This is a genomic window from Micromonospora sp. ALFpr18c (assembly GCF_008868155.1).
Taxonomy (GTDB): Bacteria; Actinomycetota; Actinomycetes; order Mycobacteriales; family Micromonosporaceae; genus Micromonospora.
In genome coordinates, this window is the sequence record NZ_WBKR01000111.1 from 1 (window position 1) to 21,069 (window position 21,069).

The 21,069-nt window shown below is 72.1% G+C and carries 19 protein-coding genes and 1 pseudogene; 9 read left to right on the plus strand and 11 right to left on the minus strand.

All coding sequences use genetic code 11. The features are described 5' to 3' along the window. Window positions 1-181 (minus strand): hypothetical protein (locus F8271_RS19420; protein WP_225854626.1); only part of this gene is annotated, 181 nt, incomplete at its 3' end. Between the two features lie 293 nt (window positions 182-474). Here F8271_RS19420 and F8271_RS19425 point away from each other — a divergent pair. The 6 genes from F8271_RS19425 to F8271_RS19450 all read left to right on the plus strand — a co-directional run bounded on the left by F8271_RS19425 (window position 475) and on the right by F8271_RS19450 (window position 5,386). Then, window positions 475-1,044 (plus strand): hypothetical protein, encoded by a 570-nt coding sequence (locus tag F8271_RS19425; protein WP_151491186.1) that lies wholly within the window; start codon window positions 475-477, stop codon window positions 1,042-1,044. Window positions 1,045-1,132: 88 nt separating this feature from the next. Further along, on the plus strand, window positions 1,133-1,684 hold the full coding sequence (locus F8271_RS19430) for a response regulator transcription factor (RefSeq protein WP_151491187.1): 552 nt from the start codon (window positions 1,133-1,135) through the stop codon (window positions 1,682-1,684). A 14-nt stretch (window positions 1,685-1,698) separates the two neighbouring features. Then, on the plus strand, window positions 1,699-2,190 hold the full coding sequence (locus F8271_RS19435; RefSeq protein ID WP_151491188.1) for a Gmad2 immunoglobulin-like domain-containing protein: 492 nt from the start codon (window positions 1,699-1,701) through the stop codon (window positions 2,188-2,190). Window positions 2,191-2,328: 138 nt separating this feature from the next. Then, the gene (locus F8271_RS19440) at window positions 2,329-2,958 is read left to right on the plus strand and encodes a TetR/AcrR family transcriptional regulator (RefSeq protein WP_151491189.1); all 630 of its coding nucleotides are present in this window, start codon (window positions 2,329-2,331) and stop codon (window positions 2,956-2,958) included. Window positions 2,959-2,991: 33 nt separating this feature from the next. Further along, on the plus strand, window positions 2,992-4,485 hold the full coding sequence (locus F8271_RS19445; RefSeq protein ID WP_151491190.1) for an MFS transporter: 1,494 nt from the start codon (window positions 2,992-2,994) through the stop codon (window positions 4,483-4,485). 109 nt (window positions 4,486-4,594) lie between these two features. Beyond that, window positions 4,595-5,386 (plus strand): maleylpyruvate isomerase family mycothiol-dependent enzyme, encoded by a 792-nt coding sequence (locus F8271_RS19450; protein WP_151491191.1) that lies wholly within the window; start codon window positions 4,595-4,597, stop codon window positions 5,384-5,386. A gap of 48 nt (window positions 5,387-5,434) precedes the next feature. Here F8271_RS19450 and F8271_RS19455 read toward each other — a convergent pair whose 3' ends face one another. The 4 genes from F8271_RS19455 to F8271_RS19470 form a co-directional block, all read right to left on the minus strand. Beyond that, window positions 5,435-6,634 carry an RtcB family protein gene (locus tag F8271_RS19455; protein ID WP_151491192.1) on the minus strand — a complete coding sequence of 400 codons (1,200 nt, stop codon included), beginning with the start codon at window positions 6,632-6,634 and terminating at the stop codon, window positions 5,435-5,437. A gap of 404 nt (window positions 6,635-7,038) precedes the next feature. Continuing rightward, complete coding sequence (locus tag F8271_RS19460) at window positions 7,039-7,923, minus strand: maleylpyruvate isomerase N-terminal domain-containing protein (protein WP_151491193.1); 885 nt, start codon at window positions 7,921-7,923, stop codon at window positions 7,039-7,041. A 73-nt stretch (window positions 7,924-7,996) separates the two neighbouring features. Beyond that, on the minus strand, window positions 7,997-8,935 hold the full coding sequence (locus F8271_RS19465) for a hypothetical protein (RefSeq protein ID WP_151491194.1): 939 nt from the start codon (window positions 8,933-8,935) through the stop codon (window positions 7,997-7,999). Between the two features lie 274 nt (window positions 8,936-9,209). After that, window positions 9,210-10,520 (minus strand): RICIN domain-containing protein, encoded by a 1,311-nt coding sequence (locus tag F8271_RS19470; RefSeq protein WP_225854627.1) that lies wholly within the window; start codon window positions 10,518-10,520, stop codon window positions 9,210-9,212. A gap of 158 nt (window positions 10,521-10,678) precedes the next feature. Here F8271_RS19470 and F8271_RS19475 point away from each other — a divergent pair, with 158 nt between their 5' ends. Beyond that, complete coding sequence (locus F8271_RS19475; RefSeq protein ID WP_192580362.1) at window positions 10,679-11,866, plus strand: spore photoproduct lyase family protein; 1,188 nt, start codon at window positions 10,679-10,681, stop codon at window positions 11,864-11,866. Window positions 11,867-11,891: 25 nt separating this feature from the next. Here the strand turns inward: F8271_RS19475 and F8271_RS19480 are convergent, their stop codons facing one another. After that, on the minus strand, window positions 11,892-12,722 hold the full coding sequence (locus F8271_RS19480; protein ID WP_225854628.1) for a M15 family metallopeptidase: 831 nt from the start codon (window positions 12,720-12,722) through the stop codon (window positions 11,892-11,894). Window positions 12,723-12,761: 39 nt separating this feature from the next. Next, window positions 12,762-13,730: an acetylxylan esterase gene (locus F8271_RS19485; protein WP_151491195.1), complete on the minus strand. Its 969-nt coding sequence runs from the start codon at window positions 13,728-13,730 to the stop codon at window positions 12,762-12,764. Window positions 13,731-13,961: 231 nt separating this feature from the next. On the opposite strand from F8271_RS19485, the gene F8271_RS19490 reads away from it, so the two are divergent. Then, window positions 13,962-14,999, plus strand: coding sequence for a LacI family DNA-binding transcriptional regulator (locus tag F8271_RS19490; RefSeq protein WP_151491196.1), 1,038 nt, complete (start codon window positions 13,962-13,964; stop codon window positions 14,997-14,999). A gap of 115 nt (window positions 15,000-15,114) precedes the next feature. On the opposite strand, the gene F8271_RS19495 is transcribed toward F8271_RS19490, so the two are convergent. From F8271_RS19495 to F8271_RS19505, 3 genes and pseudogenes are all read right to left on the minus strand, one after another. Beyond that, a complete protein-coding gene (locus tag F8271_RS19495) occupies window positions 15,115-15,942 on the minus strand; it encodes a peptidylprolyl isomerase (protein WP_225854629.1) in 828 nt (275 codons plus the stop codon). A 70-nt stretch (window positions 15,943-16,012) separates the two neighbouring features. Then, window positions 16,013-17,138 (minus strand): annotated as a pseudogene (locus tag F8271_RS19500) (D-alanyl-D-alanine carboxypeptidase family protein); the annotation flags it as partial. A gap of 32 nt (window positions 17,139-17,170) precedes the next feature. Then, window positions 17,171-17,920 (minus strand): MerR family transcriptional regulator, encoded by a 750-nt coding sequence (locus F8271_RS19505; protein ID WP_225854631.1) that lies wholly within the window; start codon window positions 17,918-17,920, stop codon window positions 17,171-17,173. Window positions 17,921-18,087: 167 nt separating this feature from the next. On the opposite strand from F8271_RS19505, the gene F8271_RS19510 reads away from it, so the two are divergent. Continuing rightward, a complete protein-coding gene (locus F8271_RS19510) occupies window positions 18,088-20,382 on the plus strand; it encodes an excinuclease ABC subunit UvrA (protein WP_151491198.1) in 2,295 nt (764 codons plus the stop codon). 57 nt (window positions 20,383-20,439) lie between these two features. Here the strand turns inward: F8271_RS19510 and F8271_RS19515 are convergent, their stop codons facing one another. Continuing rightward, window positions 20,440-20,853, minus strand: coding sequence for a protein-tyrosine phosphatase family protein (locus F8271_RS19515; RefSeq protein ID WP_151491199.1), 414 nt, complete (start codon window positions 20,851-20,853; stop codon window positions 20,440-20,442). Between the last annotated feature and the right edge of the window lie 216 nt (window positions 20,854-21,069).

The window sequence follows — 21,069 nt, forward strand, 5'->3', positions numbered from 1 at the left end:
GGGTGGGGGCCACGCTGGGGGCCGGTGTCGGTGAGGTGCTCGGCGCCGCACCACCACCGAGCAGGTCGTCGACGATCTGCCCGACGCCCCCGAGGAGTTCGCCGACCGGCCCCGAGGTGCTCGACGGGGACGGCGCGGGGGCGAGGGCGAGGGTCAGCACGAGGGCGACGACAGCAGGCATGAGTCCACCTCGGAGGTGTCGATGTGCCCCGCACGGTACCGCAGTGCGGTAACGCATGGGTGACACCTCGGCGCGGCCAGAGTGCCGGCGAACAGCGACTTCACCCGCGACGCCTCGGCCGAGCCGGATCACGCGGTGCGGCAGGAGACCGGGTGGCGCGGATCCTCTTCCGCTGTTACGTGCCTGTTACGCCGCAGCGAAGTGGCCGTTCCGAGGCGCGACCACGGTCGAGGTCGAGGGCCACCGGCAACGCCGCCGCGACGTGGCTCCGCACAGTGGACGGAGACACCACCATGAGGATCAGAAGCGCACTGACGGCGCTCGCGGTCGTACTCGCCGGCCTGGTCGCCGGCTCGGGTAGCGGCGCCGCGGCGAGCACCACCACCGCACCGCCGTACTGCGGCATCACCTGGGGCAGCACCGATCGGACGGCCGGCGCACTGAGCGGCGCCCCGCTGGTCGACGTACGGACCGGCCGGCACGACTGCCACGACCGCGTGGTGTTCGAGTTCGCCGGCCCGGTCGACGGCTACTCGGTCGGCTACGGCGAGACGTTCACCGAGGGCGAAGGGTTGGCGCTGTCGCCGTACACCGCCGGAGGCGCCGTGCTGCGGGTCTCCCTGCGGGCACCGGCGTACGACGAAAGCCACCAGGGCACCGTGCCCTACGCGGTCGGCGCGCACGCCGCGAACCTACTGCGCTACCCGACGCTGCGCGACGTCGTCTTCGGCGGCAGCTTCGAGGGCTACAGCACCTTCGCGGTCGGCGTGCGGGCGCGGCTGCCGTTCCGCGTGCTCGTGCTCGCCGGTCCGGGCACGCACAGCCGGATCGTGCTCGACGTGGCCCACCGGTGGCAGGAGTGACCACGGCGGTGTCGGAGATCCGGCCGGACCTCCGACACCGACCGTTCCGCCAGGCGAAGGGCCACGACATCGGGTCTACGCTCGGGTGGTGGAGGGCCGCGTGCTGGTGGTCGAGGACGATGCCTCCATCCGGGAGGTGACCGCCCTCGGTCTGCGCCGCGCCGGCTTCCGGGTCGACACCGCCGTCGACGGGCGGCAGGCGCTGGTGGCCTGGCGCGCCCGCCCGGTCGACGTGATCGTGCTCGACGTCATGCTTCCCGGGCTGGACGGCCTGCAGGTCTGCCGGGAGATCCGGCGCACCAGCCAGGTGCCGATCCTGATGCTCACCGCGCGCACCGACACGCTCGACGTGGTGGTCGGGCTGGAGTGCGGCGCGGACGACTACCTGCGTAAGCCCTTCGACCTGCCCGAGCTGACGGCCACCGAGTTCCGCCTGTTGCTGGAGCTGGCCCGCCGACCCGGCCAGGTCTTCACCCGGGAGCTGCTGCTGGACCTGGTCTGGAACCACGGCTTTCTCGGCGACTCCCGGCTGGTCGACGTGGCGGTCCAGCGGCTCCGCGCGAAGGTCGAGGACGACCGGGCGCACCCACGGTTGGTGCAGACCGTGCGCGGTGCCGGTTACAAGCTGTCCACGGGCTGACGGGAGGGTCGGCGATGGCCGGACGCGCGGTGCCCCCGGGCCGGCTGCGGCGCCGGCTGACCATCGCGTTCGTGCTGGTCGCCGGGGTCTCCGCCGGCCTGCTCGCCGGCGGGACGGTCACCCAGTTCCCGACCGTGCGGCAGGTCCGCTTCGACGGCGGGGCACCCCTCGGCCGCGCCTCGTACACCGATCTGCTGCCGCCGATCGTGGTCACCGGCCCGGTACCCGGCGACCGGGTGTCCGCCCCGCTCACCGTGACCGGCACCGCCGACGTGTTCGAGGCCACCGTCAGCGTCCGGGCGCTCGACGCCGCCGGCCGGGAGGTCGCGTCCGGTTTCGGCACGGCCGGCTGCGGCTCCGGCTGCCGGGGCGGGTACCGGGTGGTGGTGGGCTGGCGCACGACCCGGGAGCAGCGCGGGACCGTCGAGGTGTACGAGGTGTCCGCGCGCGACGGCTCCCGGATCAACACGGTGGCCGTGCCGGTGGTGCTGGCGCCGGGACCCTGACCACCGCGTTCATCTGCCGGACGCCGGGGAGAAACGTAATCGTTTCGTCTACCCGGTGCGACGGAAGTCATAAAAACCTGCACGGACGCTGACCACCGCACTAGGGTCAGTACGACATCGTTTCGCGGGGGTTCGGGGATGCTGGGTGGTCAGCAGGTGGGCGCGGGTGCCGGTGTTCCGGCGGCCCGGGGCGCGCGGTGCTCCGACGGCGACCTGTTCGCCGTGGTCATCGACCTGCTGCGCGAGGTCGGCTTCGACCGGATGACGATCGACGCCGTCGCCGCCCGCGCCCACGTCAGCAAGGCGACCATCTACCGGCGCTGGGACGGCAAGGCCGAGCTGGTCGTCGCCGCCCTGCGCGACCGGCACGTCGGGGTGCACAACCCGCCCGACACCGGTTCCCTGCGCGGCGACCTGATCGAGTTGCTGCGGGCAACCGTCGCGATCTGCGTCGCCGACTGCGACCTGATGCAGGCGTTGACCTTCGCCATGCGGACCAATCCCGAGCTGGAGCGCCTGGTCCGTCACCAGGTGCTGCCCGCCGGGCGGGTGGCCAGCACCGCCATCCTGGTCCGCGCCGCCGCCCGGGGGGAGATCCCCCCCGAGGCCGGCGAACGGGAGATGTTCCACGATCTGGCGCCCGCGCTCACCATGTCCCGCATCGTCGCGCACGGCCTGCCCGCCGATGACGCGTTCCTCACCCAGGTCGTCGACCAGGTGCTGATACCGGTGCTCCGCTACCCCGCCGACCGCCCGTCCCAGGCCTGATCCATCTACGCACGCAACACGGAAGGCTTCACCATGCCCGGAACCACCTCGACCGCTCCCGGCGCACCCGGCGCCGGGACGTCGACAGGCGCGCCGCACCCGCGGCGCTGGATCGCGCTGGGGGTCATCGCGATCTCCCAGCTCATGGTGGTCCTGGACGCCACCATCGTGAACATCGCACTGCCGCAGGCCCAGGCCGATCTGGGGATCACCGACGCGAACCGGCAGTGGGTGATCACCGCCTACACGCTGGCCTTCGGTGGCTTGCTGCTGCTCGGCGGCCGGATCGCCGACTACTGGGGTCGCAAGCGCACCTTCCTGGTCGGCATGACCGGCTTCGCGCTGGCCTCCGCGCTCGGCGGTCTGGCCACCAGCGGCCAGATGCTCTTCGCCGCCCGCGCGTTGCAGGGCGCCTTCGGCGCGCTGCTCGCCCCGGCCGCGCTCGCGCTGCTCACCGTCCTGTTCACCGAGGCGGCCGAGCGGGCCAAGGCGTTCGCCGTGTACGGCGCCATCGCCGGCGGCGGGTCGGCGGTCGGCCTGCTGCTCGGCGGGGTGCTCACCGAGTACGCCGACTGGCGCTGGTGCCTGCTGGTCAACATCCCCGTCGCCGCCATCGCCATCGCCTTCGCGATCCCGCTGGTGCCGGAGAGCCGGGCGCACGGCAACACCCGCTACGACGTGCCCGGCGCGATCGTGGTCACCGCCGGCCTGGTCTCCCTGGTGTACGGCTTCACCAAGGCCGCCGAGGACGGCTGGGACGCCACCGCGACCCTCGGTTTCATCGCCGCCGGTGTGCTGCTGCTCGCCGCCTTCGTGGTGATCGAGCTGCGCTCCAACCACCCGCTGCTGCCGCTGCGGATCATCCTGGACCGCAACCGGGGTGGGGCGTACCTCGCGTCGACGCTCATCGGAGCCGGCCTGTTCGGCGCGTTCCTCTTCCTGACCTTCTACTTCCAGGTGGTGTTGCAGTACAAGCCGCTGGAGGCCGGGCTCGCGTCGCTGCCGGTCACCGCCGGCGTGCTGATCGCGGCGGGCGGCGCCAGCCAGCTGATGCCGCGGGTGGGCGCCAAGCCGCTGATGGTCGGCGGTGCCGTGCTCGCCGCCGGGGCCATGCTGGTGCTGACCCAGATCGACGTGGACACCTCGTTCCTCACCCTGCTGCTGCCCGCCCAGGTCGTCCTCGGCATGGGTCTGGGCTTCACCTTCGTGCCGCTGTCCAGCCTCGCGCTGGTGGGGGTGCCGGAGCACGACGCCGGCGCGGCCAGCGCGACGCTCAACGCCACCCAGCAGATCGGCGGCTCGTTGGGCACCGCGCTGCTGAACACCTTCTACACCAGCGCGGTCGCCGCGTACCTGGTCGGTCGGGTGCCGAACCCGGTCAACCAGGTCGAGGCGCTGGTGCACGGGTACCGCGTGGCGTTCGCCTGGGGTGCGGCCCTGATCGTGCTCGCCGGGTTGGCCACGCTGGTCCTGGTCAAGGTCCGCAAGGAGGACATCCCGACCGGCAACACCGTGCACATGGGCTGAGCCGACCGACGCGGCCGCCGGCCGGACCGCCCCGAGCGTGGGGTGGACCGGTCGGCGGCCGCGTCGGGTAGCGTCCCGACCATCGTCGAAAGTCCGTTTGAGGAGACCTATGTCCACCCCTGCCGACCAGATCATCACCGCTCTGCGCGCGGGCCACGAGGAGCTCGCCGCGCTCGTGCGGGACCTCAAGGAAGACGACCTGCTCCGCCCCTCGGGGGCCAGCGAGTGGCAGGTGTCCCAGGTGCTCAGCCACCTGGGCAGCGGCGCGGAGATCAACCTCGCGGCGCTGACCGCGGCCCGCACCGGCGCGCCCGGCCCGGACGGCGACTTCAACCGCGGCGTCTGGCAGCGCTGGGACGCGATGCCCCCGGCCGAGCACGCCGCCGGGTTCCTCGCCGCTAACGAGCGGCTCGTCGAGGCGTACGAGGCGTTGGACGCCGACACCCGGGCGTCGCTGCGGATCGACCTCGGGTTCCTCCCCGAGCCCGTGGACGTCGCCACCGCCGGCCGGTTCCGGCTCAGCGAGTTCGCCCTGCACCAGTGGGACGTGGAGGTCGCCGTCAACCCGTTCGCGGCGGTGACGCCGCTGGCCGTGTCGCTGCTGCTGGACCAGATCGGCGGCATGCTGGGCTGGACCAGCCGGCCGCAGGAGCTGGCCGGCCGGCAGGCCACGCTGCTGCTGCGCCTGAGCGAGCCGGAGCGGACGTACGGGCTGCGGCTGGGCGAGACGATCGAGCTGGTCGACGCGCCCGAGCAGCCCGACGGTGAGCTGACCGCGCCGGCCGAGGCGTGGCTGCGCCTCGCGGTGGGCCGGCTCGGTCCGGCGTACACCCCGGACGGGGTGCGGGTGACCGGGCCGGTGACCCTGGACGACCTGCGCCGGGTCTTCGTCGGCTTCTGAACATCGCCGTACCGCCGTGCGGGCCGGTGACCCGGCCCGCACGGTGGTTCAGCCCTTCACGCAGACCACCTGCTTGAGGTGCGCCACCACCTCCACCAGGTCCTCCTGCTGGGCCATCACCTCGGTGATGTCCTTGTACGCGCCGGGGATCTCGTCGACCACCCCGGCGTCCTTGCGGCACTCCACTCCGGCGGTCTGCGCGGCCAGATCGTCCGTGCTGAACGTCCGCTTGGCCTGCGCCCGCGACATCCGCCGCCCCGCCCCGTGCGATGCCGAGCAGTACGCGTCCGGGTTACCCCGACCCCGCACGATGTACGACCCGGTGCCCATCGACCCGGGGATGATGCCCAGGTCGCCCCGGCCGGCCCGGATCGCGCCCTTGCGGGTGACCAGCACGTCCACCCCGTCGTAGCTCTCCTCGGAGACGTAGTTGTGGTGGCAGGAGATCGGCTCGTCGTAGCCGACCTGCGGGAAGTGCTCGCGCACCACACCGCACAGCAGGGCCAGCATGACCGCCCGGTTGCGCCGCGCGTACTCCTGCGCCCACCACAGGTCCCGCCGGTAGGCGTCCATCTCCGGCGTGCCGGTGAGGAACACCGCCAGGTCCCGGTCGGGCAGGTCGGCGTTGTGCGGCAGCCTGCGGGCCACCCCGATGTGCCGCTCGGCCAGTTCCTTGCCGATGTTGCGCGACCCCGAGTGCAGCATCAGCCACACCCGGCCCTCGTCGGCGCTGCCCTCCTCCAGGCAGACCTCGATGAAGTGGTTGCCCCCGCCGAGGGTGCCGAGCTGCCGGCGCGCCCGCGTCTCCAGCTGCGCCACCCGCCGGTCCAGGCCGGCGAACCGGCTCCAGAAGTCGTCCCAGCCGGCCTGCTCCAGGCCACGGATCCGACGCGTGTCGACCGAGTCCTGCCGCTGGGCGAACCCGACCGGGATGGTGGCCTCGATCGCGGACCGCAGCGCGGCCAGGTCGTCGGGCAGGTCGGCGGCGGTCAGCGAGGTGCGTACCGCCGACATTCCGCAGCCGATGTCGACGCCGACCGCGGCCGGCGAGACGGCCTGACGCATGGCGATGACCGAGCCGACCGTGGCGCCCTTGCCGAAGTGCACGTCCGGCATGACGGCGACGCCCTGCACCCAGGGCAGCGCGCCGATGTTGCGCAGCTGCCGGGCGGCCTGCGGCTCGATGGCGTACGGGTCGGTCCAGACCCGCACCGGCGCCCGGGTGCCGGCGAGAGGGGTGAATCCCATCGTGGTCTCCTGATGTCGTGCCGATGTCACCGTCGAACGGTGACCGATAAAGATCATGCGTTGCCGAGCGGTGGCGCGGCGGGAGAAGGGGTGGATACGAAGAAGCCGCCCGATCCCCGGTGGGGTGGGCGGCGCGCGGACGCGTGAGCGTCGGCGTCAGTCGCGCCACCCCGGCAACAGCCCCTGCTCTGGGCAGTGCCGGTATCGGGTGCCGGTGAGCAGCGGGGCACCGGCACACGGCAGACACCGTGTGGCGTTGGTGCGGACGCGCTGCGACACGGCGTACTCCCCCGGGGGTGCTTGTGGTTGACCTTGCACCGACGAGAGTAGGAGGACGGTGGCGCGTCCGCAATGGATATCGGCGACCGCCCGCTACCGGGCGCTCCCGCCGCCCGTCGGCGGGATCAGGCCCGCCGTCGCGCCGGCGGCGGCGCGAGCCTGCCGTTCGGCATGTGCACGACCCGGAGGAACGCGGGCAGCCGCCACGGCCGCGGCCCGCCGACGACGACGTCGCGTCGCAGCACCGCCTGCGCGGTGCTGATCCGGCCGAACATCATCAGGTTGAACCGGGCGGGGCGGAACGTCACGCGTGCGTCGAACGGACCGTCGGGCGGCGCGATCCACACCCGTCGGTCGCCCAGCGTCAGTGTGGTGGTCGGCGTGTACCGCGATCGGAACTGCACCGACACGGGGTGACGGGGCATCGGCAGTTCGGTGTTGAGCAACACCCCGTACGAGTCGCGCAGCATGTCGTACATGAACAGGTCCCAGTAGAGCGCGGCGTGCGCGTCCGGCATCGGCCACGGTCGGCGCAGCGCCCGCGCGATGTCCCAGCCGTGCACGAGCAACTCGTTGGTCAGGTGGGCGAACAGACCGCCGACGGTCACCCGCGAGTTGCCCAGCCAACTCACCGTGGACCGCGGATCCGCGGTCGTGGCCAGGAGGGTGTCGACCGCGGTGTTCAGCTGCGACAGCAGGACCCCCGGGTCGCGTTCGGTGAAGTGGGCGAGCACGTGGCTGTTGACGTCGGCCACCGTGTCGACGTTCGTGACGGCCAGCATGTCCTCCAGGCCCGGCACGCGGATGACGACCTCGGTGCCCTGCAGTCTCGACACGTACAGCACCGCGATCGACACCACGTGCGCGACGGTGTCGGCCACGGTCCAGTCGGCGGTCGCCATGACATTCGGCGACGGCGCGGCGGCCACCAGATCGCCGAAGCGATCGGCGGCCGTCCGCAGTGCCGTGTTGGCCAGGCCCCAACGATTCGGATCCCCCGCGTCAGTCATATCGACAAGCATCGGGGATTCGCCGTACCCGGGTCATCTTTGAACGTGCACTCTTCACGGGCGCCGGTGGCCGTCAGTGGTTGTAGAACATGGTGGGGAACCAGCCGAAGCCGAAGATGGCGGGCACCCGGACATCCCAGTAGACGACGGTGAAGACACCCAGACCGATGAGCAGTGCGCCGCTGAGCACCATGCTGCGTCGCACGTCGGCGGCGAGCCAGCTGATGAACCGGCCGCGCGTCACCACGACCAGGAGCGCGAACAGCGCGGTGACCACGACGATGTTGCCGAGCGACTGCAACACGAACGCGGCCGAGCCGTACAGCGGGTTGCCGCTGTCGACCGCCCAGTGGAACAGCTTGTTGAACAGCGGGTACGGCCGGCCGATGAGGAACCCGCCGATGAGCGCGCCGAGGGTCACCACCCGCGCGACCGGCCGGTCGGCGAACACGTCCGGCACCGTCCGGATCGCGGCCAGCCCGAGGTAGATGAGGGCCAGCCCGATGATGCCGAACACCACCGACGACTGGATGATGCGCACCGGCACTCCGCCGGCCGTGTCGGTCGACAACTGCGGCAGCCGGTCGCCCAGCAGGACCCCGATGAACCCGTACACCGCGGCGACGGAGACCATTCCCAGGGTGAGGTAGCCGACCGGCCGCAGCAGCAGCCGGAGCCGGTCGCCGCTGCCGCTGCCGGCCGCGCCGAGCGGCCCGATGGACGCGAGCATCGCGATGTTGCACGCGGTGAACGTGCCGGCGAGGCCGGACACGAACGCGAACAGCAGGCCCGCGGCGGTACCGGAGATCGCCGTCGCCTTCGCGTCGTGACCGAGGATCCCGCTCGCGACGGTGTCACCGATGACCGAGTCGACGAACTCGAAGGACCACAGCACCGACAGCAGGACCCCGGCCGCCACGCTGGCCGCGATGATGACGCCGTTGCGGTGCGGTCGCCCGTCCACCAGGACGCGCGACGGGTTTCGGGTGGCGGTGACTGGCGTTTGCGTCATCGATCTCTCCCCGGGTCGATTGACGTGTTGATTACTGCGCGCGGCGATAATGTCACTGTGTGCGCTCGGGCTGCATCTCGAAACGTGCGCACCCGTCGCACGACTGCGGGCAGCCGCTCCGAGCCGACCGGATCCGATCCCGGGTTGCTCGACCCACCTGAGCTGCGCGCCGTGCTGAGCGATGTCGCCGCCCGGTTCGGTCGCGCGGCTCAGGTGTCGTAGCAGCCGTCTCAGGGCGGGTCGAAGCCCCGATCGTCGGGGACGAATTCGGCGTCTATGGCTGCGCCACCAGCCGGAAGGACTGGGCGGCGGTGCCGTTGCAGGCGTACTGGATGAGCTGGACGCTGTCGGCCGTGGACGCGCCGGGCACGTCGAGGCACTTGCCGCTGTTGCGGTTGACCAGCCGGTAGTAGCCGCCGCCTTCGGATTCTGCCCGCCACTGCTGGTTGTTGCCGCCGCTGTAGGACCAGAGCTGGATGGGTGCCTCGTCGGCGGTCGACCGGTCGGTCACGTCGAGCACCTGGGCGCTGTTGGTGCGGTTGTTGACCCGCAGGTAGCCGCCGCTGGTCGGGACGAGTTGGTACTGCTGGGCGGCGCTGCTGTTGCAGGTGTACTGCTGGATGGCGGTGCCGTTCGCGCTGCCGGCGGCCCGCGCGTCCACGCACTTGCCGCTGCCCTTGTTGACCACGGTGTGCCAGGCGGTCGGCGAGATCGGGCCGTCGCTCGGCGGGGGCGTCGTCGGGGGGACGGTGCTGGCACCGGCGAGCCAGTGCAGCCCGTCGATGAGCAGGCGGTTCTGCTGCTCACTGTCGAACGTGGACGACAGCCCGGTGTTGGTGCTGTAGTTCATCGCGTTGTGGCCGAAGTTGGCGTACAGCATCTTGTACTGCCGGTTGCTCCAGACCAGCGGGTAGTAGCCGCCGTACCAGGACTGGCTGGGGTCGGTGCCGACCGGGAAGCTGGACGCGTCGACCGAGGCCAGGATGTCGATGTTGGGGTTCTGCCGCAGGTCGTTGCTCCAGGAGTACCACTCGCTGATCGACGACGGGAACGTCGCCGGGAGGTTCCGGGTGGCGGCGTGGGTGCGGTTGTCGGCGCGCATCGTGACCCGGGTCGGCGACCAGGTGTTGGTCTGGAACGAGCCGCTGCCGAGGAAGGTGTTGTAGTACCAGCTCCAGCTCGACGGGTTGTCGGTCCACGCGCTGACGTGGAAGCCGAACCATCCCCCGCCGTTCTGCATGTACTGCTGGAACGCGGCGCGCTGCGCGGTGGGCGGCGCGTCGTCGAGGAACATGATGACCTTGTACTGGGCCAGGTTGGCGGTGTTCAGCAGGCTCCAGTTGGTGGTGGCCTCCCAGGAGAAGCCGTACTGGGCGGCGGCCTGCGGGAACCAGGCGCGGGCGTCGCGGACGAAGTCGATGTGCGCGGGATCCCAGGTGCCGTTGTAGAAGGCCAGGACCTTGAACGTCGGCGCGGCCTGCGCCGGTCGCGAGGCGTTGACGGCGACGCCGACGCTCAGCGCGACGACGAGGGCGACGAACAGCGACAGGATCCTTCTGGTACGGGAGGAGAGTTCTGCGATCACCTGATCGTCCCTTCGGTGGGGACGCGCGCCGCCGCGTCGATGAGCATCTGTTTACAAGGTTTACAGATAGATGAAAGGTTATGCTTTGTCGTCGGGTGGCGTCAATCGTGGGTCGCCGGATCGGGTGGGATTCCTGCGGTGACGGGTACCCCGCCCGGATGACCAGCCCGGACGCCGTCGACGTCGACCAGCCGCTCGCCGTGGACGTGCCCGCCGCACCGCACGACGCCAGCGGCGAGCGGGTGCCGATCCGCGACCTGGCCGGGCTCGCGCCCGCAACCCGGCCGGCGCGCCGCTGGACTCCGGGCCGGGTGGTGATCACGCCGGCCGCGCTGGAGCACCCCCACGGTCGGCGGATCATCGACCGCGTGCAGGCGCAGGGCATCGAGGTGGAACACCTACGGTCCAACCGGCTCACCGGGGTACGCGGGCAGACCGACCGGGAGACGTACGCCCGGGCCAAGGCGACCATGGCGATCGTGGTGAGCCCACCCTCGCGGCGCGCCCTGCAACCCATCGCGCCCAGCGCAGACTGGCGGGTCGACCTGGCCGAGGGCTGCCCGGCGCACTGCCAGTACTGCTATCTCGCCGGTTCGCTCTCCGGCCCGCCGGTGACCCGGGTGTACGCGGACCTCGACGACATCCTCGCCGGGCTCGCCGCGTACGCCGGACGCGGGACGGTGACCAGCCGCAACGCGCGACGCGCCGACGAGGGCACCACGTTCGAGGCGTCCTGCTACACCGACCCCCTCGCGTTGGAGCACCTGACCGGCAGTTGGCGGCGCGCGGTGCAGCACTTCGCCGCCTGGGACGCGCCCGTGCAGTTGCGCTGGACCACCAAGTACGCCGACGTGGACAGCTTCGTCGGGCTGCCGCACGCCGGCCGGACCCGGGTCCGGCTCAGCGTCAACTGCGCACCGGTCAGCGAACGGTTCGAGGGCGGCACCGCCCGCGTACCGGACCGGCTGGCCGCGCTGCGCCGACTCGCACTCGACGGCTATCCGGTCGGGCTGACCATCGCACCGATCATCGCCCTGCCCGACTGGCGGGAACGCTACGGCGAGCTGCTCGACCAGGTCGCCGCGGCCGTCGACGGGGTGCCGGAACTGGACCTGACCGCCGAGCTGATCACCCACCGGTTCACGCCGGGCAGCAAGGAGGTGCTGCTCGGCTGGTACCCGCGCACCCGGCTGGAGATGGACGAGGAGTCGCGCAGCCGCAAGCACGGCAGGTTCGGCGCGGTGAAGTACGTCTACCCCCGCGACACGATGGCCGAGCTGCGCGGCTGGTTCCAGACCGAGCTGGCCGCGCGGGTGCCGGCGTGCCGCATCCTCTACTGGACCTGATGCTCAGCTCTACTGGACCTGATGCTCAGCCGACCGACGAGCGGGCCACCGGCGCGGCGAAGAACGTGTCCGGGTACGGCTCGTCGCGGAGGCTGTAGTGCCACCACTCGCGGTCGTAGTTGACGAACCCGGCGTCGGTCATCAGCCGCAGCAGCAACCGCCGGTTGTCCCGTGGCGTACCGGTGACGCGGGGGTCGGCGGTGTGCGCGCGGGAGTCGAAACAGTCGAAGCCGGTGCCCATGTCGATGCTGTTGTCGGCGAAACGCTGCCCGCGCGGCCTGGTGCAGGCGACCAGCGGCTGCCCCGGGCGGTACGGCGGCTGGCCGGCGGCCGGCTCGTCGACCAGGGTCAGATCCATGGTGCTGCCCCGGCTGTGCGCCGTCGGCGCCCCGATGTAGCCGTCGGCGAAGAGCCGGTCCTTCGCCACGTCCGGGTAGAACTCGGCCTTGGTCTGCTGCTCGCCGGGTCGTTTGGACCAGGCGACGAAGTCGTCCACGGCCGGCTGCGGGCGATAACAGTCGTACACCTTGAGGCTGTGCCCACCGGCCAGCGCGGCGCCCTGCACGCGGCGCAGCGCCTCGGCCGCCTGCCGGGTGAGCAGGCACAGCGGCTCCGGGTAGCCGGTGATCGGGCGGCCGACGAAGTTGTGCGGGGTGGCGTAGCGGATGTCGGCGTGGATACGCGGGTCGACGTCGGTCAGCACCACGAACCCGGGTAGCCGCTCGGCGGGCGTCGACGCGGGCGTGGGGCTCACCGGGGTCGGTGGTGGCACGGCCGGCGCGGGACGGGGCTCGGGTCGCGAGCAACCGCCGAGCAGCGCGCCGAGCACGAGCACGACGCCGATGCGGGAACGCACCAGTCCTGTCTATCAGCCCTGGCCGGGCCGCACGCCGGATCAGCCGTCGAGGAGGTGCTCCCGCAGGAAGAGCAGCGCCGCCTCGTCGTCGTCGATCCCGCCGGCCTCGTGACCGTTGTACCGCCACACCGACAACTCGGTCGGTCCCGCGTGGGCGTTGACGGCCGCGTACACCGTCGACGGCGGCACGATGTCGTCCATCAACGCCACCGAGAACCGGGTCGGCCGGCGGCAACGCCGCGCGAAGTTGACCCCGTCGACATACGCCAGGGTGGTCAGCACCCGCTCCTCGGCGTGGCGGTGGACCGCCAGGTAGTCGCGGATCTCCCGGTACGGGCGGGCGTCGGTGGTCACCACCGCGCGCGGAATGTCGCAGAGGAACGGCACGAACGCGACCACCGCCCGCAGGCCGGGTGCCAGAGCACCGGCCGCGAGCGCCAGCCCGCCGCCCTGGCTGTGCCCGAGCACCGCCACCCGGGTCGGGTCGACCATCGGCAGGGACCGGACGGCGTCCACGGCCCGCACGCCGTCGGTGATCAGCCGGCGGTAGTAGTACGTGCGCGGGTCGGCGATGCCCCGGGTGGCCACCCCGGGCGCCTCGGGGCCGGCCGCGCCGGGGTCCGGGGTGTCGCCCCGGCTCCAGCCCGACCCTTGACCCCGGGTGTCCATCTGCAGGTGCGCGAACCCGGCCGACGCCCAGAGCAGGTTCTCCAGCGGGTGCCCGCGCCCGCCGCCGTAGCCGGCGTACTGGACGACGGTCGGCAACGCCGCGCTGGCCCCGCGCGGCAGGCGCAGCCAGGCCCGCACCGGCTGGCCGGCGAAGCCCGCGAAGGTCACGTCGAGGACGTCGATGCCGGCCAGCCCGGTCGCCACCGGCTCGGTCCGCACCGGCCAGCCGGCGTCGCGCGCCTCGGTCAGCGTCGCGGCCCAGAACTGGTCGAAGTCCCCGGGATCGCGCACCGCGCTGCGATACCCGCGCAACTGCTCCTCGGCAAGGTCGGTGTACACGTGACGTCCTTTCGACGCTGCGTCGGACAGCCGACCGGCGGGCCGGTGCGGCGAAACGGGGCCGAAATATGTCCGGAAACCTTCCGCAACTTCGGCGAACGCTAGAACCGACCTGGCATGTCGTCAACCCCTGCCGGTGAGGCAAGATGGCGCGAGGAACGGTGCACGCCGTTCCGGGACACACGGTGGCGACGGCTTGCGGTCGCTTCCGGACCGGTGAAGGAGACGCGGGTGGGCGCGGACGACGGACGCAGGGTGACCATCACCGCGATCGCACGGGAGGCGGGCGTGTCGGTGCCGACCGTCTCGCGCGTGCTCAATGGACGCTCCGATGTGGCCCCGGACACCCGGGAACGGGTCGAGGAACTGCTGCGCCACCACGGCTACCGGCGGCGCAGCAGCCGCAGCGTCCGCCGCGCCGGCCTCGTCGACCTGGTCTTCAACGACCTGGACAGCCCCTGGGCCGTGGAGATCATCCGGGGCGTCGAGGACGTCGGGCACGGCGCCGGCGTCGGCACCGTGGTCTCCGCGATCCACCGGCAGCCGACCGCCGCTCGGCAGTGGTTGCAGAACCTGCGCACCCGCGCCACCGACGGCGTCATCTTCGTGACCTCACACCTGAGCCCGCCGCTGCACGCGCAACTGCGCCGCCTCAACGTGCCGGTCGTGGTCGTCGACCCGGCCGGCGTACCCGCCATGGACGTGCCCACGATCGGTGCCACCAACTGGTCCGGCGGGCTCGCCGCGACCGAGCACCTGCTCTCGATCGGGCACCGGCGCATCGGGTTCGTGGCCGGGCCGACGCACCTGCTGTGCAGCCGCGCCCGCCTCGACGGGTACCGGGCCGGGCTGGAGGCGGCGGGCATCCCCATCGACGACAAGCTGGTCTACCCGGGCGACTTCTACCACGCCTCCGGGTTCTCCGGCGGCACGGCGCTGCTCGATCTCGACGACCCACCGACCGGCATCTTCGCGGCCAGCGACCAGATGGCCTTCGGCGTCTACGAGGCCATCCGGCGGCGCGGCCTGCGGGTTCCGGACGACGTCAGCGTGGTGGGCTTCGACGACCTGCCGGAGGCACGCTGGGCGTCGCCGCCGCTGACCACCGTGCGCCAGCCATTGGTCGAGATGGGCCGACTGGCCGCCCGGACCGTGCTGCGGCTGGCCCAGGGCGAGGGCATCGACTCGCCCCGGGTGGAACTGGCCACCGAGTTGGTCGTCCGGGACAGCACCGCCGCGCCGCCGACCGGGTCACCCGCCTCGTCGTGACGGGTGGAACCGCCTCGGACGCCGGTCACGCCGTTCCGGATCGGCTCCCGAAAGTTCCACCGGCAGCCGGTCGGCGTGGTGAGCGGCCCCGGGCCGCCCACCGCGCGCCGAACGGTCAGCGGTGGTGCGAACGGACCGCCCGCCGGATCTCCACCGGCAACGCCGGTGCCCCGTCGACCGGGGCCGGGTCCTCGGCCGTCGGCGCCACTCCCCCGGCCGCGATCCGGTCCAGGGTGGCCAGCCCGGCCGCGTCGACCTCGCCGAAGATCGTGTAGTTCGGGCGCAGCGCCGAGTTGGCGTACACCAGGAAGAACTGGCTGCCGTTGGTGTCCGGCCCGGCGTTGGCCATGGCCAGCACGCCCCGGGCGTAGACCCGGCGCTCTCCGGTCGGGTCGGTGGGCGCGGGCGGCAGGTCGGTCGGCAGCTCGTCGCGGTACCGGTAGCCCGGGCCACCCTCGCCGGTGCCGGACGGGTCACCGCACTGCAGCACGCTCAGCGTCGGGTACGCGGTGAGCCGGTGGCACGGGGTCCGGTCGTAGAAGCGCTTGGCGACCAGGTGCAGGAAGCTCTGCACGGTGCACGGCGCGGCCTCCCGGTCCAGGGTCAACCCGATCGGCCCGTGGTTGGTCGACAGGGTCACCCGGACGTTGCCGCGGGCCGGGGTACGCCGCGGGTCGGGCGGCAGCGGCAGCGGCCGGGCCGCCGGCTCGTCGGGCGTCTCGGTGTACGCGCACGGGCCGTGGGTGGTGCGCGGCGGGCGGGTGGCGGCGTCGGCGGACGCAGCGGGCGCGGCAGCCGGTGCGGGCGCGGCAGCAGGCGCGGCGGCGGCGATGCCGGCGACCAGCGCGCCGGCGAGCAGCGTCACTCCCGCGAGGCGGGTCAGGGCGCGTACCGGTCGGCGGGGTGCCGCCGTCCCGGGGCGCGGTGGGAGTTCACTCGGCACAGGGATCCTCCTGGACTCGTGGTGCCAGAAAGACCGGAGTCTATGGACGCCGGGGCCGGTTGTCGATGCGTCAGGGCAGCCGGCGGCGCCGCCGCCACAGCAGCCCGCCCAGCAGCACCAGCACTCCGGCGCCGCTGATCGCCGTCACCGACCAGAGCCACCCCGAGCCGGAATGCCCGGGCCCGCTGGCCGCCGCCGGTCGAGCCACCCCGGGTGCCGCCAGCGCCGACGGCGCGGCCGACGGGGTGGCGTTCACCTCCCCCGGCTCAACGAGACGACCGACAGCGGCGTCGCGGGGCAGCGTGAACCCCCAGTCCAGCAGCGCCGCACCCTGCTCCCAGCCGCGCTTGGGCGCCGACTCCGCGCCCAGCAGGGTCACCACCAGCCGCCGTCCGCCGCGTTCGGCCGCGCCGACGTAGGTGTGCCGGGCCAGATCGGTGAAGCCGGTCTTGCCGCCGAGCGCACCCGGGTACCGGTAGATGAGCTGGTTCTCGTTCTGGATCTGGAACCCCTTGGTCCGCTGCGCCGGCTGGACCGGGATCCGCGCCTCCTCGGTGAGCGCGTACCGACGGAAGGCCGGCTGCGCGAAGCAGGCCCGCGCGATCAACGCCAGGTCGTACGCGCTGGTGAACTGCCCCTTGCCGTCGAGCCCGGACGGGGTCACCGCATGCGTCTGGAGCGCGCCGAGCCGGTGGGCCTGCTCGTTCATCGCGCGTACGCCGGCGGCGGCGCTGTCCGTCCCGCTGCCCAGTCGCGCCAGCGCGTTGGCGGCCTCGTTGCCGGAGTTGAGCAGCAACCCGAGCCAGATGGTCTCGATGGTGTACCGGCCACCCGCGACGAGACCGACGGCGGAGGAGCCGGGCTCGATGTTCATGTCCTCGTCGGTGACGGTGACCGTCTGCTTCGGGTCCAGCCGGGGCATCATCGTGGCCGCCAACAGGAGCTTCTGCACGCTGGCCGGGGTGCCGTACTCGTGCGGGCCGCAACCGCCGAGCACCTGGCCGCTGTCCAGGTCGGCAACCAGCCACGAGGTGGCGCTGACCGCCGGTGGCGCACCGGCGCCGGCCGGCACGACCAGCCCCTCGGTGGCCAGTCCGGCGCCGCCGACCATCCGCTGCGCGGGCACCGCACGGTCGCGGTGGCGCCCGGGGTCGCGGCGACCAGCGCGGGAGCGAGCAGGACGGCGGACGTCGTGGCCGCCAGCAGCGCAGCTCTCATGAGCCCGACCCTAGTCAACAAGATCGCCCGGCGGGACCGGATGGGCTCGCTCGTGCAGGTAGTCGTGCAGCGCGGCGCTTCCCCGCAGCCGGCGCAGGCTGCGCGCGTGCAGGTCCTGCTCACGGCGGGCAAGCTCGGCGCGGACCCGCTGGGCGCTGCCGGTGGTCCGCAACTCGCCCAGCACCGCCTCGATGATCTCGAACGGGTACGCGCCCCGGCGCAGCAGCGCGACGACCTGCGCGGCGCGCAACTCGGCCTCGTCGTACACCCGGTAGTTGGTGCCCGGCGCGCGGGTCGGGCGCAGCAGCTCGCGCGCCTCCCACAGCCGCAGCTGTGAGGTCCGGACCCCGACCAGTGCGGCGACCTCGCCGATGCGGGCGCCCCGGCGCGGCGCGGGCCGGGCCGCCGGGGCGGCGGCCAGCACGGTCTCGAAGGCGCCGAGCACCCGGCGGATGTCGGCGCGCTCCCGGTCCAGTTCGGCATGGCCGCCGTCGAGCGCCGCGAGCGCCGCCGGCAGGTCGCCCCGGTGCACCGCCGCCATGATCTCCCGGGTACGACCCCAGCCGTGCCCCTCGGCGAGCCGGCGCGCCACGGTGAGCGCCCGGGAGTGCTCGGTCGTGAAGATCCGGTAGCCGCTCGCGGTGCGCCGCACCGGTGGCAGCACGCCCTGCTCGACGTAGTTACGCACCTGCTGCACGGAGATCCCGACGGTGGCGGCCAGGTCCACGGCGCGCAGGCGGTTCTTCGTCCCGACGTCCACGCCGGCAACCGTACCGGTTGTCATGTGATTTGAGACTTCCCCTGCTATTTCGCTGCGGTGTGCTCTGGTATCTCGGCGAAAGTCTTTACATGGGGATGAATGAGACAATGTAATGCGTCAGGTGCTCGGCGGGGGTTTACCCCGCCACGATCTCGTGAAGGGTTCGCATGTCGCAGCCAGCAGGGTCCGCCGCCGACAGCCACGACATGATCGAGGTACGCGGAGCGCGGGAGAACAACCTCGCCAGCGTCTCGGTCGACATCCCCAAACGCCGGTTGACCGTCTTCACCGGCGTCTCCGGCTCCGGCAAGTCGTCGCTGGTCTTCGGCACCATCGCCGCCGAGTCACAGCGCATGATCAACGAGACCTACAGCGCCTTCCTCCAGTCGTTCATGCCGAACCTCAACCGGCCGGACGTCGACTCGCTGCGCAACCTCAGCGCCGCCATCGTCGTCGACCAGGAACGGATGGGCGTCAACTCCCGCTCCACCGTCGGCACCGCCACCGACGCGTCCGCCATGCTGCGGATCCTCTTCAGCCGGCTCGGCCAACCGTCGATCGGCGGCGCCGGGGCGTTCAGCTTCAACCTGCCCGAGGGCATGTGCCCGACCTGCGAAGGGCTGGGCCGGGTCTCCGACCTCGACGTCAACGAACTGGTCGACGTCGAACGCTCCCTCAACGACGGCGCGATCACCGTGCCCAACTTCGCGGTCGACTCCTGGTACTGGCAGACCATCGTCGGCTCCGGCCTGTTCGACCCCGACGTCAAACTCCAGGACTACACGCCCACGCAGTGGGAGGACTTCCTCCACAAGCCGGCCACGAAGATCAAAATGGGTAGCAACAACTGGACGTACGAAGGCTTGGCCGTCAAGGTCAAGCGGCTCTACCTCACCAAGGACCGCGAGTCGATGCAGGCACACATCCGCGCCTTCGTCGACCGGGCGGTCACGTTCACCACCTGCCCGGACTGCGACGGCACCCGCCTCAACGCGGCAGCCCGGTCCTCCCGCATCGCCGGACGAAACATCGCGGACTGCTCGGCGATGCAGATCAGCGACCTGGCCACGTTCGTCCAAGCCGTCGACGACCCGGCGGTGGCACCCCTGATCGCCAACCTGCGGGACCTGCTCGACTCCCTCGTCGAGATCGGGCTGGGCTACCTCAGCCTGGACCGCGAGTCGGCCACCCTGTCCGGCGGCGAGGCGCAGCGGGTCAAGATGGTCCGGCACCTCGGCTCCAGCCTCTCCGACGTCACGTACGTCTTCGACGAACCCACCGTCGGCCTGCACCCGCACGACATCGCCCGGATGAACGACCTGCTGCTGCGGCTACGCGACAAGGGCAACACCGTGCTGGTGGTCGAACACAAACCGGAAACCATCGCCATCGCCGACCACGTCGTCGACCTCGGCCCGGGCGCCGGCGCCGACGGGGGCCGGATCTGCTTCACCGGCGACGTGCCCGACCTGCGCCGCTCCGACACGCTCACCGGCCGGCACCTCGACCACCGGGTGACCCTGCGCGACCACGTACGCCCACCCACCGGCCACCTCGCCATCCGCCAGGCCGACCTACACAACCTGCGCAACGTCGACGTCGACATCCCGCTCGGCATCCTCACCGTGGTCACCGGCGTCGCCGGCTCCGGCAAGAGTTCGCTGATCCACGGGTCACTGCGTCGCCGCTCCGGAGTGGTGATCGTGGACCAGTCCCCCATCCGCGGATCACGGCGCAGCAACCCGGCCACCTACAGCGGGCTGCTCGACCCGATCCGCACCGCCTTCGCCAAGGCCAACGGGGTCAAGGCGGCCCTGTTCAGCGCCAACTCCGAGGGCGCCTGCCCAGCCTGCAAGGGCATCGGACTCATCTACACGGACCTGGCGATGATGGCCGGCGTGGCCAGCGTCTGCGAACGCTGCGAAGGACGACGCTTCACCGACGAGGTGCTCACCTACACGCTGCGCGGCAAGAACATCAGCGAGGTGCTGGCCATGTCGGTCACCGACGCGTACGCCTTCTTCCCCAGCGGGTCGGCGCACCTCATCCTCGGCCGGCTGGTCGACGTCGGGTTGGGCTACCTCAGCCTCGGTCAGCCGCTGACCACCCTGTCCGGCGGGGAGCGGCAACGACTCAAGCTCGCCATCCACCTTGCCGAGAAGACCAGCACGTACGTGCTGGACGAGCCCACCACCGGCCTGCACCTGGCCGACGTGGACCAACTTCTGGCCCTGCTCGACCGGATGGTCGACGCCGGCAACACGGTCATCGTCATCGAGCACCACCAGGCGGTAATGGCCCACGCGGACTGGCTCATCGACCTCGGCCCCGGTGCCGGACACGACGGCGGCCGGATCGTCTTCACCGGCACGCCAGCCGACCTGGTCGCCCACGGCGACACCCTCACCGCCACCCACCTGCGCGAGTACGTCAACCAGCCGGCATCGACGCCCCAGGGATAACGGCCGGAACGGGCGGCCGGGCGGCGCAGTTCTCCCCCGGCGCTCGGCGCGAGGTGGTCAGGCGACGCGGCGGAGCCAGCGTCGCTGCCAGGGGGTTTCCACCGCCTTCGGGTGGTAGCCCGCTCGCACCCACGGCACCGCCCGTTCGGCCGGCAGGCCGTCGAGGATCGCCAGCGCGGCCAGGGCGGTACCGGTGCGCCCCACCCCACCTCGGCAGGCCACCTCGACGCGCTCACCGTCGTGCGCGCGCCGCAGCGCCTCCCGCAGGGCGTCGAGCGCATCGGCCCGATCGAGCGGCACCCAGAAGTCGGGCCACCGGATCCGCCGATGCGCCCAGGTCGGCTCCGGGCCGGGAGCCAACAGCAGGGCGAAGTCGGCGGGCGAGGCGGTCGCAGCGACGCGGCGTCCGCGCACGCTCGCGCCACTCGGCAGTACGAGGACATCGGGCTGTTCGGACCAGGGCTGAGTCACCCGAGCATTGTGCCGCCACCGCCCTGACCGGCAGGTACGGACAGCGCCGCCCCCGGCCGGTGGGGTCGGGGGCGGCGCTGGTGTCGGTGTGCAGGTCGCCTCTCGGCGAGTGGCGCGACGCGGCTCCAGCCAAACGGAAATCCGCGACGGCAATATTAGGTGAGGCCCGGGGACACTGAGTCACACCGACACCCACCACAACCAGCCCGCCCCCGA